This is a genomic window from Rhodosalinus sp. (assembly GCF_041685465.1).
In the GTDB taxonomy this organism is placed as follows: domain Bacteria; phylum Pseudomonadota; class Alphaproteobacteria; order Rhodobacterales; family Rhodobacteraceae; genus Rhodosalinus.
Genome location: NZ_JAWLFS010000066.1, coordinates 1 through 12,972 on the forward strand (window position 1 = coordinate 1; position 12,972 = coordinate 12,972).

Annotated in this window: 14 protein-coding genes and 1 pseudogene; 6 read left to right on the plus strand and 9 right to left on the minus strand. The window is 72.4% G+C overall.

Features of this window, described 5'->3' with window-relative positions:
* Together ACESL7_RS06305 and ACESL7_RS06310 are read left to right on the plus strand one after the other, a co-directional pair.
* Positions 1–168: pseudogene (locus ACESL7_RS06305) on the plus strand (MarR family transcriptional regulator); the annotation flags it as partial.
* The gene (locus ACESL7_RS06310; protein WP_372892468.1) at positions 168–869 is read left to right on the plus strand and encodes a response regulator; all 702 of its coding nucleotides are present in this window, start codon (positions 168–170) and stop codon (positions 867–869) included. The pseudogene ACESL7_RS06305 and the gene ACESL7_RS06310, both read left to right, overlap by 1 nt.
* Positions 870–974: 105 nt before the next feature.
* Here ACESL7_RS06310 and ACESL7_RS06315 read toward each other — a convergent pair whose 3' ends face one another.
* The gene (locus ACESL7_RS06315; protein WP_372892469.1) at positions 975–1,967 is read right to left on the minus strand and encodes a zinc-binding alcohol dehydrogenase family protein; all 993 of its coding nucleotides are present in this window, start codon (positions 1,965–1,967) and stop codon (positions 975–977) included.
* 319 nt (positions 1,968–2,286) lie between these two features.
* Positions 2,287–2,745 carry a tryptophan-rich sensory protein TspO gene (tspO, locus tag ACESL7_RS06320; protein ID WP_372892470.1) on the minus strand — a complete coding sequence of 153 codons (459 nt, stop codon included), beginning with the start codon at positions 2,743–2,745 and terminating at the stop codon, positions 2,287–2,289.
* 220 nt (positions 2,746–2,965) lie between these two features.
* Here tspO and ACESL7_RS06325 point away from each other — a divergent pair, with 220 nt between their 5' ends.
* Complete coding sequence (locus tag ACESL7_RS06325) at positions 2,966–3,778, plus strand: cobalamin B12-binding domain-containing protein (protein ID WP_372892471.1); 813 nt, start codon at positions 2,966–2,968, stop codon at positions 3,776–3,778.
* A gap of 12 nt (positions 3,779–3,790) precedes the next feature.
* Here ACESL7_RS06325 and ACESL7_RS06330 read toward each other — a convergent pair whose 3' ends face one another.
* From ACESL7_RS06330 to ACESL7_RS06340, 3 genes are read right to left on the minus strand one after another with little or no spacing between them, the layout of a single operon-like run.
* Positions 3,791–4,585 (minus strand): metal ABC transporter permease, encoded by a 795-nt coding sequence (locus tag ACESL7_RS06330; protein WP_372892472.1) that lies wholly within the window; start codon positions 4,583–4,585, stop codon positions 3,791–3,793.
* Positions 4,567–5,325 carry an ATP-binding cassette domain-containing protein gene (locus ACESL7_RS06335; protein ID WP_372892473.1) on the minus strand — a complete coding sequence of 253 codons (759 nt, stop codon included), beginning with the start codon at positions 5,323–5,325 and terminating at the stop codon, positions 4,567–4,569. Before ACESL7_RS06335 ends, ACESL7_RS06330 begins: the two co-directional genes overlap by 19 nt.
* Positions 5,322–5,804 carry a transcriptional repressor gene (locus ACESL7_RS06340; RefSeq protein ID WP_372892474.1) on the minus strand — a complete coding sequence of 161 codons (483 nt, stop codon included), beginning with the start codon at positions 5,802–5,804 and terminating at the stop codon, positions 5,322–5,324. Before ACESL7_RS06340 ends, ACESL7_RS06335 begins: the two co-directional genes overlap by 4 nt.
* Before the next feature lie 95 nt (positions 5,805–5,899).
* Between ACESL7_RS06340 and ACESL7_RS06345 the strand changes: the two genes are divergently transcribed.
* From ACESL7_RS06345 to ACESL7_RS06355, 3 genes are all read left to right on the plus strand, one after another.
* Positions 5,900–7,072 carry a zinc ABC transporter substrate-binding protein gene (locus ACESL7_RS06345; protein ID WP_372892475.1) on the plus strand — a complete coding sequence of 391 codons (1,173 nt, stop codon included), beginning with the start codon at positions 5,900–5,902 and terminating at the stop codon, positions 7,070–7,072.
* 176 nt (positions 7,073–7,248) lie between these two features.
* Entirely contained in the window at positions 7,249–7,734 is a 486-nt protein-coding gene (locus ACESL7_RS06350; RefSeq protein ID WP_372892476.1) for a hypothetical protein, read from the plus strand.
* A gap of 22 nt (positions 7,735–7,756) precedes the next feature.
* A complete protein-coding gene (locus ACESL7_RS06355) occupies positions 7,757–8,302 on the plus strand; it encodes a hypothetical protein (protein WP_372892477.1) in 546 nt (181 codons plus the stop codon).
* 45 nt (positions 8,303–8,347) lie between these two features.
* Here the strand turns inward: ACESL7_RS06355 and ACESL7_RS06360 are convergent, their stop codons facing one another.
* The 4 genes from ACESL7_RS06360 to ACESL7_RS06375 form a co-directional block, all read right to left on the minus strand.
* Positions 8,348–9,037 (minus strand): vWA domain-containing protein, encoded by a 690-nt coding sequence (locus ACESL7_RS06360; protein WP_372892478.1) that lies wholly within the window; start codon positions 9,035–9,037, stop codon positions 8,348–8,350.
* A 49-nt stretch (positions 9,038–9,086) separates the two neighbouring features.
* Positions 9,087–10,751 (minus strand): ABC transporter substrate-binding protein, encoded by a 1,665-nt coding sequence (locus tag ACESL7_RS06365; RefSeq protein ID WP_372892479.1) that lies wholly within the window; start codon positions 10,749–10,751, stop codon positions 9,087–9,089.
* 532 nt (positions 10,752–11,283) lie between these two features.
* Positions 11,284–12,036, minus strand: coding sequence for a slipin family protein (locus tag ACESL7_RS06370; RefSeq protein ID WP_372892480.1), 753 nt, complete (start codon positions 12,034–12,036; stop codon positions 11,284–11,286).
* Positions 12,033–12,972, minus strand: a 940-nt coding sequence (locus tag ACESL7_RS06375) for an NfeD family protein (RefSeq protein ID WP_372892481.1), incomplete at its 5' end; no start/stop codon positions are given. The genes ACESL7_RS06370 and ACESL7_RS06375, both read right to left, overlap by 4 nt.

Consider the following 12,972-nt stretch of genomic DNA (forward strand, 5'->3'; position numbering starts at 1 on the left):
GCCGGCGCCGAGCTCGAGCGCCGGCTCTCCGATGCGCAGCGCGCACGCATGCGCGCGGCCTACCGTGCCGCCGGCCCCGAGGCGGTCGCCGGGTTCCGGACGGTGCTCGAGGCGATGATGGACCCCGAAATGCGCCGCCATTATCGTGCCCTGCGGGAGGGGCGCTGATGACCGAGGCCGACGCGCATCTGTTGATCGTCGACGACGACGAAAGGTTGCGCGGGCTGCTCTGCAAGTTCCTGTCGCGGAGCGGTTTCCTTGTTTCCGCAGCGCGTGACGCGGGGCATGCGCGGCGGTTGCTCGCCGGGCTCGATTTCGATCTCGTCGTGCTCGACGTGATGATGCCGGGCGAGGATGGCATCGCCTTTACCCGCGCCTTCCGCCGCGAGCGGCACACGCCGATCCTTCTGCTCACCGCGCGGGGCGAGACCGAACAGCGCATCGCCGGGCTGGAGGCGGGGGCGGACGACTACCTGGCCAAGCCCTTCGAGCCGCGCGAACTCCTCCTGCGCATCAACGCCATCCTGCGGCGCCTGCCCGAGGCCGACAGCGTCGCCAGCCCGCCGGCGGTGCTGCAACTCGGTCCGCTGGCCTACGATGTGACGCGCGGCGAGCTCTGGCACGGCGATGCGCCGGTTCGGCTCACCTCGACCGAGGCGCAGCTCATGCGCCTGTTCGCAGCCCGGCCGGGCGAGTCGATCAGCCGGGCCCGCCTCGTCGCCGATCTCGGCCGTGACGGCCATCAGGTGCAGGAGCGGGCCGTCGACGTGCAGATCACGCGCCTGCGCCGGAAGATCGAAGCAGACCCGAAGCATCCGCGTTACCTGCAGACCGTGCGCGGCGCGGGCTACATGCTCGCGCCCGACTGATCCCGGTCCCCCGCGGGTGCGGTCGGCAACGGCTTCGTTCGGGACGCGACGGCGGCGCGGCCGGCGCGGCGGCCGCGCAGCGCCAATGCCGCGCGGCCGGGCGTCTCACCAGACGATGGTCATCTTGCCGATCTGGCGCCCTTCGGCGAGCCTGGCCTGCGCAGCCTCGATGGTCTCGACCGAAAGCCCCTCGAAGGTGGTGGTGCGCGTCGTCCGTAGCTTTCCGTCGTCGCAGAGCCGCGCGACGGCGGCAAGGATTTCGCCCTGCCGCGCCATGTCGGGGGTCTTCTGGACGGGGCGGGTGAACATGAACTCCCAGCCGAAGCTCGCACTCTTCTGGAAGAGGGAGGAGAGATCGTGTTTCTCCTGCGCGCCCACGATCGAGACGATCCGGCCCTGCGGCGCGACGAGGCGGGCCATCTCGGCGAAATAGCGGTCGGTGTCGTGCGCGCAGAGAATGCGCTCGAAGGCGCCGTCCGGCATCTCCTGCACGGCGGCGTGGTCGACCACCTCGGCCGCGCCCATCGTCGCGCACCATTCGCGGGTTTCGGCACGGGAGGCGGTGGCCGTCGCATGGATGCCGGAAAGCTTCGCCAGCTGGAGGGCGACCGACCCGACACCGCCGGCGCCATTGATGACGAGAAGCCGCTCGGGCTGCGCCCCATGCGAGAGCGGCGTGTAGCCCAGCCTGTCGAAGAGCGCCTCCCAGGCGGTGATGGCGGTGAGCGGCAGTGCCGCCGCGTCTGCGTCCTCGAGACGCTCGGGCGCATGCGCCACGAGGCGGTGATCGACGAGCTGATGGGTGGCGAAGGCGCCGGGCCGGTCCGCCGCGCCCGCGTACCAGACCCGGTCGCCGGGCGCGAAGCCCGCCACAGCCTCGCCCACGGCGAGCACGCGCCCGCAGGCGTCGTAGCCGAGCGGCCGGGGTGCGGCATCGGCGGGGATGCGGCCCTGCATCTTGGCGTCCACGGGGTTGAGCGCAGCCGCGCCCACCGCCACCAGCAGATCGTTGGGCCCCGGCGCAGGCACCGGCCCTTCCGTCATCTCGTAAGCCCGCGTGGCGGGGTTCCAGTTCACGGCGTGCATGGTCTCGGCCATCGTGTCCTCCCTCGGTGTTGCGCTGCCGCCTTGTGCGCCCGGGGATCGGGCTTGCCAAGGGGCGGCTCGTCGGCATCTGCCCTCCGTCTGCAAGACGGCCCGCTGCGGCGAACGCCCGGAGAAGGCCGCACGCGGGGGTGTTCCGCGCGTGGATCCGGCCGGCCCTGCATCGCAGGAGCGGCACGCCTGCGCGGTCCTCGCACGGTTTGCCCGGGCCCGGGCGGGACCACGACCGACGGTTCGGCAAAGGGCGCCTGTCCCCGTGCCGTCCCGCGGGTGCGTCGTTGCGGTGCCGGTTCCGGCGGCGAGGCGCGTGTCGTCAGGCCGGCATCGCCTCCGGGTTCCGCCGCAGGACCGAGATGTTCAGCGCCAGCGCGAAGGTCCCCCACGCAAGGTAGGGCGTCATCATCAGCGCGGCGAGCATGTCCTGACGCAGGAAGGCCAGCGTCGTGGCGAGGACTGCCGCCCACAGGACGGCGATGATCACCGCGCCGGTCCGGATCCGGTGCAGCCCGAAGAAAACCGCTGACCAGAGCGTGCTGATCGTGATCTGAAGCGCCCAGAGCCCGAGCGCGAGATCGTTGTCGGGCTGCCCCGCCACGCGCGCCGCGGCGAGCGACATCAGCACGTAGAGCACGGCCCAGATCACCGGGAACAGCTTGTCCGGCGGTGTCCAGCCGGGCTTGTCGAGGCCACGGTACCACGCGCCGGGCCGGAACAGCATCCCCGCGGCGGCCGGCACGGCGCAGATCGCGAGGTAGAGGGGAAAGAGGGTCATGGTCGCTCCTCGCGGCTGCTGCGCCCGGGGCTGTCCGGACACCGCGAGGCTATCCGTCCGGCGCGCGGCGGTGAAGCCCCGGCCGCCCCGAGTGGCCTGCCGGCACGGCAATTTTTCGCGCCCGTCACATCGGCGGCGAGGCCCGGTCGAGTTCGCGGTTGATTGATGTGTGTATCACGGTACACTTCCACGACCGAAGGCCCTCATGATGGAGCCGACCATGGCGTTCGATGCCGAGACCTTTACCCGCGCAGCGTCCCTGTTCCGTCTGAAACGAGACGCGCTCGCGCCGGAGGCGGTCGAAACGCTGGCCCGTGATATCGTCCGCCGCCTGTCGGAGACGCTCCCCCAGGGACCCGACGCGGAGGCCGCCGAGGTCTCCGAGGACAGCGTCGCGGCCTTCTGCGACGCGCTGATCGAGCCCGGCCCCGACGCGGCTCTCCGCTTCATCGAGGACCGGCGGGCAGAGGGCATGACGCGCGCCGGGGTCTACCTCGGGTACGTCGGCGCCGCCGCCCGCATGCTCGGGGAGGGGTGGGATGCCGACCAACTTTCCTTCGTCGAGGTGACCTCTGGCACCGGGCATCTTTACGCGGTGATGCGGGCGCTCCGGGCCGAGATGCCCGTGTCGCTGGCCGCGCCGACGGCGCGCCGGTCCGCGCTCTTCGCGACGGTGCCGGGAGAGGACCACGGGATCGGCATCACTGTCGCGGCCAACGTGTTCCGCGAAGCCGGCTGGAAGATCGACCTGCAGACCGACACCGAGCAGGACGCGCTCGTCGCGCATGTCGAGCGGACGGAGCCCTGGATCATCGGGCTGTCGCTGAGCACGGAGCGGCGCATGGACGCTCTGGTGCGACTGGTCGTGGCGCTGCGCCTCGTGGCGCCGCACGCGATCATCGGTGTCGCGCCGGCGGAGAGCATGGGCGCCGCCCGCCTCCGGGAACTCGTCGACATCGACCTCGTGTTCGACGATGCCGCCTCCGCACAGGTGGAACTCGATCGTCTCATGACCCTGCGCGGCCATACCTGACCGCGACACGCTCTAGACGCGGCGCCCGATGCGCGCCGCCGTCGTCGAGAGCACGAAGAGGCCAGCCGCGACGCTCACGATGGTCGGTCCGGTCGGGGTGTCGAGGTGATACGATCCCGCCAGCCCGCCGAGCGCCGACCCGGCGCCGAGCCCCGCGGCAAGCAGCGCCATCCCCTCCGGCGTGCGCGCGAAGGGCCGCGCGGTGGCCGCCGGGATGATGAGCAGCGCGGTGATCAGCAGGACACCCACCACCTTGATCGCCACCGCCACCACCACCGCGAGGGCGAGCGTCAGCACCAGTTCCTCCCGCCGGGGGTCGAGGCCCGCGGCGCGCGCGAGGTCCGGGTTGAGCGTCGTCGTCAGCAGCGCCTGCCACCGCCAGGCCACCAGTCCCACGACCAGCGCCGCGCCGCCCCAGATCACCGCGAGGTCGGCGCGCGAGACGGCGAGGATGTCGCCGAAGAGATAGGCCATCAGGTCGAGTTGCACGCCCTCGAGGAACGACACCGCCACCAGCCCCACCGCGAGCGCCGCATGCGCCATCACGCCGAGGAGCGTGTCCATCGCGTAGCCGCGCCCCGAGAGCGCCGTCACCGCGCCCGCCATGACGAGCGCGACGACCAGCGCCCCCGCGAAGATCGGCAGTGCCAGCGCGAGCGAAAGCGCCACGCCGAGGATCGCGGCATGCGCCGTCGCGTCGCCGAAATAGGCCATGCGCCGCCAGACCACGAAACAGCCGAGCGGCGCGGCGGCGAGCGCGGTGCCCACGCCGCCGAGCGCCGCGCGCGTCAGGAAGTCGTCGAGCATGCCGCCGCCTCGCCGATGGTCTCGGGCTCGTGCCGGTGGTCGTGGTGGTGCTGATAGAGGGCGAGCGTGCCCGCCGTCCCCTCGCCGAAGAGCGCGCGGTAGTCCGGTGCCGCCGCGACCACCTGCGGCGTCCCTTCGCAGCAGACGTGCCCGTTCAGGCACACCACCCGGTCCGAGGCCGCCATGACCACGTGCAGGTCGTGGCTCACCATCAGCACCGCGCACCCCGTCTCCGTCCGCAGCGTTTCGATCCGCTTGTAGAAGGCCGCCGCGCCCGGCTGGTCGAGCCCCGAGGTCGGCTCGTCGAGGATCAGCAGGTCGGGATCCTCGAGAAGGGCGCGCGCCAGCAGCACGCGCTGGAACTGTCCGCCCGAGAGCGCGGCCATCTGCCGGCGCTCCAGCCCCGGCACGCCCGCCTGCTCCAGCGCGGCGTGTGTCGCCGCCCGCGAAACCCGGTTCGGCAGGGAGAGGAACCGCGCCACCGTGAGCGGCAGCGTCGGGTCGAGGACCAGCTTCTGCGGCACGTAGCCGACACGCAATCCCGGCGCGCGGCGCACCCGGCCCGCGTCGGGCGCGAGGCCGCCGATCAGCGCGCGCAGGAGGGTCGACTTGCCCGAGCCGTTGGGGCCCACCACGGTGACGATCTCGCCCCGGTCGATGTGGAAATCCACACCTTTCAGCACGCGCGTCGCGCCGTAGCCGACGCTCAGCCCCTCGGTGGAAAGGAGCCGCGCCGTCATGCCGGGCTCGTCTCGGCGCAGGCGGGGCAGAGGCCCACCGCCTCGCGCACCGTACGCTCGATGGTGAAGCCCGCGGCCCGCGCGGCGCGGCCGAGCTCGCCACCCGTGGGCGCCACCTCGGCCTCGGTCACCCGGTCGCAGGCGCGGCAGATCAGGAAGGCCGGCGCGTGCAGGTCCTGCGCGTGGGCGCAGGCGACGAAGGCGTTCAGCCGCTCGATGCGGTGTGCGAAGCCGTGCGTCGTCAGGAAATCGAGCGCGCGATAGGCGATGGGCGGCTGCGCGCCCCGGCCCTCGGCGCGCAGGCGCTCGAGGATGTCGTAGGCCCCCATCGCGCGGTGTTCCTCGAGCAGGATCTCGAGCACCCGCCGCCGCGCCGGCGTCAGGCGCAGGCCCTGCGCGGCGCAGTAACGCTCTGCCTCTGCGAGGCCGCGCGCGATGCAGTCGCCGTGGTCGTGCGTATCGAAGGCCGTTCGGGTCATTGGATGCCCTTTCGCATGGGAGTCAGCGCGCTTGCAATGATATAGTATCTCATTTATGTGCCTTTCGAGATGTTACATAGTTACAGGAGTCGCCCATGTCCATCCGTGCCGTGACGCTCGCCCTCGCGGGGGCCGCGTCCCTCGCCGCACTTCCCGCGCGGGCCGAGCCGCCGCAGGTCGCCGCCGATATCACGCCGGTCCATTCGCTCGTCGCGCAGGTGATGGCCGGCGTCGGCACGCCGGATCTCGTCGTGCGCCCCGGCGCCTCCCCGCACGGCTACGCGCTGCGCCCCTCCGAGGCGGGCGCGCTTCAGGACGCCGATCTGGTCGTCTGGGTCGGGCCGGAGCTCACGCCCTGGCTCGCCCGCTCGCTCGACACGCTGGCGCCGGAGGCGGCGCAGGTGGCGCTGCTGGCGCAGGATCAGACGCGCACGCGCCCCTTCCGCACCGGCGCGACCTTCGCCCCGCATGATCACGGCGAGGCGGAGGCCCACGCGGGGGATGCCGAGCATGGACACGACGACGACCATGCGCATGCGGGGGAGGACGGCCACGACGACGATCATGCGCACGACGAGGATCACGGACACGAGGAGGAGCATGCGCACGACGACGACCATGCGCACGACGACGACCATGGGCACGGCGACGACCATGCGCACGGCGACGACCATGCGGGCGACGAGGCGCACGCGCACGGCGACGATCATGCGGGCGACGAGGCGCACGCGCACGACGACCACGCGCATGCCCACGACGGGCTCGACCCGCATGCCTGGCTCGACCCGGCGAACGGCAAGGCCTGGCTCGACATGATCGCGGCCGAGCTGTCGAAGGCCGACCCCGGCAACGCCGGGACCTATTTCTCCAACGCCGCCGATGCCAAGGCGGAGATCGACGCCACCGTGGCCGAGATCGAGGCGCAACTCGAGGGGCTGGGCGATCTCTCCTTCGTCGTTTTCCATGACGCCTATCAGTACTTCGAGGCGCGTTTCGGCCTGAGGGCCGCCGGCGCGATCTCGCTCAGCGACGCGACGGACCCGAGCCCGGCGCGAATCGCCGAGATTCGCGGGATGGTCGCTGCACGCGACATCGACTGCGCCTTTGCCGAGCCGCAGTTCGCCCCTGGTATCCTCGATGCGGTGTTCTCCGAGACCGAGGCCGAGGTGGCGGTGATCGACCCGATGGGGACGGAAATCGCGCCCGGGCCGGACTTCTACCCGGCGCTTCTGCGCTCGGTCGCGGAGTCCTTCCTGCGCTGCGGTTGAGCATGCCGCGGCGGGCGGTGCGCCGCCCGCCGCTCACGCTCTGCGTGCGGGGTTGATTTTTTCGACTGAATTAGTCAGGAATAGGGGCAGGCCCAGCCGACGCCGTCTCGCCAGGTCGATCCACCCGTCCGGCGCCGCAGCGGCGCCCGGACTGCGACCAGAGGAGGCCGCCCGCGATGCCGCACGACACCCCATCCTGTTCCCTATCCGAGCGCGGCACGCCCGTCGCCGCGCTCGGGCTCGGCGCCGACGAGCGCGCGGTGCTCGCCATCCTGCGCCACTACTGCGTGAGCTTCGCCGCGCCGGCCCGCGAGGGCTGGATCGTGGCGATCCGCGCCGCGCTCGATGCCTTCGGCGAGGCCCGCGGGCCGCATGTCGCCGTCGCAACGCTTGCTGCGCTGCAGGTGCTGCGCCGCACGCGGGCCTCGGGGTTTCGCTTCAACACGCCGGACTGTCCGGACTGTTCGGCCTTCGTCACGGGCCACGAACGGCTGCTGATCGCCGCCCTGCGCGCCGCCGCCTCCGGCCGGGACGACGCCGCGCGCGCCCATGCCGATCTGCTCTGCGAGGGCAACGGCGGCGGCCGGGTGGCGGCGGCGCTCGCCGTGCTGGCCCGGACCGCGCTCGAACCCGCGCCGGTGCCCGTTTCCGATCCTGCCTGACCCCGCGCCGAGGAGCCTTTCCATGACCACGCATACCGACCCCCGCGCCGCCGATCCCCGGCCCGCCACGCCCGTCTTCGTCCGTGTCACCGAGGACCGGACCGCCGCGCCGGTCGAAAGCCTCGGCCTCGACGGCTTCGAGACCGGCGTGCTCGCCGTGCTGCGCCACGTCTGCCTGAGCTTCGCGGCACCCGAGGGGCAATCGTGGCGCCACGCCTTCGCCATCGCGACCGAGCGCTGGGGGCCGGCGCGCGGCCCGGAGGTGGTGACCGGGCTTCTTCCGGTGCTCGATGCGCTCGCCGAGACGCGCCGCGCGCCCTTCGCGGTGATGGATCCCCTCTCGCTCGCCGCGCGCGGGCGGGTGACGGCGGACGAGGCGGGGCTCATGCGCCTGATCGCGGCAATGCGGCGCGAGCGCACCGGCGCCGCGCGCGGCGAGATCGCCGCGCTCGCCGAGGGGCGGGCGGACCCGGGGCTGATCGCCGCCTCCCTCGGCTTCGCCGCCCGCCACCGCGCGGCGGAGGGGCAGGCGGCCCGCGCCCCTGCGCCGATCCGGGTGCTGCACTGACAGGGAGCGCGGCGCACGGGACCGGGCCGGGGCTGCACCCTGTCGTCAGCCGCGGCGGTGGCCGTCCGTCGCGCCGATCACCGGGCAGCCGAGCGTGCGCTCGAGCGCGCGCACGAGCTCCCCGACCGTGCGGGTCGAGACGTAGAGCCCCCCGGTCGCGTCGGCGAGGCACTTGGCCACCGTCGGGCCGCCGTAGCCCTCGGCCTCCGGGCTGTTCCAGCGGAAGATGTCGTCCACGATACGGAAGCCGATGACGTGCACCTGCAGATCCGTGCCCGTGGCCGCGAGGTGCGCGCCGAGCGCGCAGGGCCGCCCGCCGCAGGTCTCGTCCCCGTCGGTGACGAGGACGACGACGCCGGGCCGCGTGCGGTAGTCGAGCGCCTCTGCCGCGCGTTCGACAGAGGCCGCGAGGGGCGTGAGCCCGCCGGGCTCGAGCGCCTCCAACGCGGATATCACCGCGCCGGCGGTGTCCGGGCCGGGCGGGACGCGCAGCGCGATGCCGGAGCAGGACCCTGACCCGCCGGGCCCGTAGGTGAGAAGCCCCACGTCGCGCACCGCGGCGATGCCGGGCAGCGCGCGGCGCACGGCCTCGCGCGCCTCGAGGATGCGCGGCGCCTGCGTCACGTCGTGGGCGACCTCCGCCATGCTCGCCGACCCGTCGAAGACGAGCATGGCATCCGCCGCGCAGCCCGGCGCGGCCGCGGGCGGCGACCCGCCCGCGATGAGGCCGGCCATGGCCCCCGCCGTGGCGGCGAGGGCACGCAGCCGGCCGATGGCGCGGCGGTCAGGCCGCGAGACCCAGCTTGTAGACATGGATCTCGAAGGTCGGGTGCTGCTCGGCACCGACGATCCCCTCGCGGTGGTGGCGGAAGGTCGAGCGCCAGTAGGGCTGGATGACGACCCCCTCGTCGCGCAGGATCGTCTCGAGCCGCGCCATCACCTCGCGCCGGGCGTCGGCGTCGGCGATCGAGAGCGCCTCGGCGAGCGCCGCGTCGAAGTCCGGGTTCGAGAAGGCGGTCTCGTTCCAGGGCTCGCCCGAGCGGTAGGCGAGGCCGAGCACCTGCACGCCGAGCGGGCGCTGCGCCCAGTCGGTCGTGGAGAAGGGATACTGTGCCCAGTCGTTCCAGAAGGTCGAGCCCGGGAGGATCGTCCGCTTCACCTTGATTCCCGCGTCGCGGAGCTGCGCCGCGGCCGCGTCGGAGGTGTTGCGCCGCCAGTCGTCGTCGATCGAGATGAGCTCGTGCTCGAAGTCGGCCATCCCGGCCTCCTCCATGAGCGCGCGTGCCGCCTCGGGGTCGAACTCCGACGGGCCGATGTCGGCGTATTCCGGGTGGATCGGGCAGACGTGGTGGTTCTCGGCCACCGTGCCACGGTCCGAGTAGCCGAGCGAGAGGCAGACCGCGTTGTCCACGGCGAGCGCGAGCGCCCGGCGCACGCGCACGTCCGCATAGGGCGTCATCCCGTCCACCTCGGCCTCCTGGTTCGCGCGGATGACGAGCGTGTTCGCCGTCACGGCCTCGGACTTCACCCAGCCGATGGCGTCGAGGATCTCGATGAATTCGCCGAGGCTTTCGTAGACCATGTCCACCTCGCCCGAGTCCGCGGCGGCCACCACCGCCGACTGATCGGTGCCGAAGTCGATGTACTCGATCCGGTCGAGCGCGGCCTCGCCGATCACGCCCTCGCCCCACCACTCGTGGTCGGGGTTCTTCACGAGCACGGCGCGTATGCCCACCTCGAACTCGTCCGGCAGGTAGGGGCCGGTGCCGACCGGGTTCTCCAGCGGATCGCCCGAGAAGCCCTGCGGCACGATCGCGGCCGGGAAGTCGGAGAAGCCCGCGATCAGCGTGATGTCCGGCTGATCGAGCGTGAGGCGCACGGTCAGGTCGTCGACCACCTCGATCGCGCCCTCGCGCGCCTCGCCGGTCTCGTCGTCGATCAGCGAGGAGACGCGGCTCGCCATCGAGTTGCCCTCGACCTCGCGCTCGGCCCAGCGGCGGATGTTGTAGGCGACGTCCTCGGCGGTGAAGGACCGCCCGTCGTTCCACGTCACGCCGGGGCGGACGTTGAGCGTGTATTCGGTGGCGTCCTCGTTGACCTCCCAGGACTCGAGCAGGATGCCGCGGAAGCTGCCGTCGCGGTTGTACTCGACGAGGTATTCCAGCCAGCCGCGGGAGAAGTTGGACATCTGCGGCCAGTCGTAGCTGCGCGGATCCTTGAGCGCCTTGACCGTGCTCTCGATCCGCAGGGTGCCGCCCTCCTGCTTGGCGGGCTGCGCGGCGGCCGGCGCGTCGAGACCGATCAGGGCATAGGCGGCGGGGGCCGCCACGCCGAGCGCGGTGGCGCGCGTCAGAAACTCCCGGCGGGAAAGGCGCCCTTCAGCGACCTCGCGCGCGTGCATTTCGGCGGCGGGGTGGATAGCGTCGCGAAGGGAATCGGGTCGCGTCATTTGGGAAAGCTCCGGTGTCGTGGAAAAGGGCGCCTCCGGGCGCCGGCGGGCCGCGCTGGCTTTCGTGTCTGCGGACCGGTCACATGCCGGCCGATGGCGGCCTGTCTCATTAGACCCTGCATGGCCGCGCGAAGCAACCGTCGAGCGGCGCGCTTTGCCTTTCGTCACGGCCGATGCGCGTCGGCCCGGCGCAGGCGCCCCGGGCGAGGTCGGGCGATCCGGCCGCCGGCGCGCCCGCCCGAGGCGACGGCAAAGCGCGGGCGCGGCGCCGCCTCGGTCTGCGTCGGGCGCAGGGTCGAAGGCCTCACCGTCGGCCGGGGCAGGTGACCGACACCGGGGTCCCCGGTGTCGCACGCACGGACAGGCGACAGGGCGCGCCCTGCGCCCCGGCACGACCGGCACCTGCATGCCGGTGTCCGAGCGAGCGGGCGCATTGGACCGGGCGTCGCCGTCGGCCGCAGGCGGCGGCCACCTGCCGCGCGGCCCTGCCCGGGTCAACCGAGAGGCGATCCGCGTCACCGCCGGGTCGCCGTCAGGCCGGCTTGAGCCGCTCCAGCACCTCGAGCGGCATCGGCAGCACGATGGTCGAGGCGGGGCTCTGCGCCGCGTCCTGCAACGAGTTCAGGTAGCGCAGCTGCATCGCGTAGGTGTTGTCGCCGATCGTCTGGCTCGCCTCGACGAGCTTCTGCGCCGCCTGCGCCTCGCCCTCGGCGGAGATCACCCGCGCGCGGCGGTCGCGCTCGGCCTCGGCCTGCCGGGCGATGGCGCGCACCATGCTGTCGTCGATGTCGACATGCTTGATCTCGACGTTGGTGACCTTGATGCCCCAGGGGTCGGTCTGGGTGTCGAGGATCTCCTGGATGTCCGCGTTGAGCCGCTCGCGTTCCGAGAGCATCGTGTCGAGTTCGTGCTTGCCCAGGATGGAGCGCAGCGTGGTCTGCGCGAGCTGGCTGGTCGCGGCGCGGAAATCCTCGACCGCGATGACCGCGTTCTCGGGATCCACGATGCGGAAGTAGAGCACCGCGTTCACCTTGGCCGAGACGTTGTCCTTCGAGATGATGTCCTGGCTCGGCACGTCCTCCACGAACACGCGGAGGTCCACGCGCTCCATCTGCTGGATGAAGGGAATGATGATGACCAGGCCGGGTCCGCTGACCTTGGTGAAGCGGCCGAGCGTGAAGACCACGCCGCGCTCGTATTCGCGCAGGATGCGGATCGCCGCCGCGAGGAAGGCGACGACGAGCACCGCGATCAGCAGGTAGACGAAGAGGGTTGTGTCGATCATGGGGTGTCCTTTCTCTCGGCGCCGTCCGCGCGGCGCAGGTGCAGGGTAAGACCGTCCGCGTGCGTCACGCGCGCGCGCTCGCCGGGGGCGAGATCCTCGGGGCCGACCGCGCGCCAGAGTTCACCATGCGCGCGCACGCGACCGGCGCCGTTCTCCCATTTCAGCACCTCGGCGTGGGCGCCCTCCATCTCGCCCGCGCTTTCGCGTGGCGCCTGTCGTCGGGTGCCGACCACCGTGGCGAGCAGCAGCGCCACGACCGCCCCGGTCAGGACCGTGAGCGCGATGATGACGCCCGGCTCGATCTGGAAGGCGGCCGCTTCGGTGTCGATCAGGATGGCCGCGCCGATGCCGAAGGCAGCGATGCCGCCGAGCCCGGCGATGCCGAAACTCGGCGAGAACGCCTCCACCGCGAAGAGCAAGAGCCCGAGCAGGACGAGCGCGAGCCCCGCGTAGTTCACCGGCAGGGTATTGAGCGAGTAGAGCCCGAGCAGGAGAAGGATCGCCCCCGGCACGCCGGGGCCGAGCCCCGGGCTCGCGAGCTCGTAGAGCAGACCGTAGAAGCCGAGCGTCATCATCAGGAGCGCGACATTCGGGTTCGCGAGCACCGACAGGATGCGCGTGACGAAGGATGGCTCGACCGTCTCGATCCGGGGATCGGCGAGGTCGAGGCGGCGCTCGGTCCCGTCGACGCTGACGGTGCGGCCGTCCGCGGCGGCGGCGAGCGCGGCGGTGTCGGGGACGAGATGCTCGATCACGCCCCGTTCCAGCGCCGCCGTCGCGGTCAGGCTGGCCGCCTCGCGCACTGCCTTCTCCGCCCAGTCGGCGTTCCGCCCGCGCAGTTCGGCGAGCGCACGGATCGAGGCGACGGCGTCCTCGACGCTCTTGCGGGACGAAGGGTCGTCGGGCGGCGCGGGGGCGTCTTGCGGCGGCGTGTCG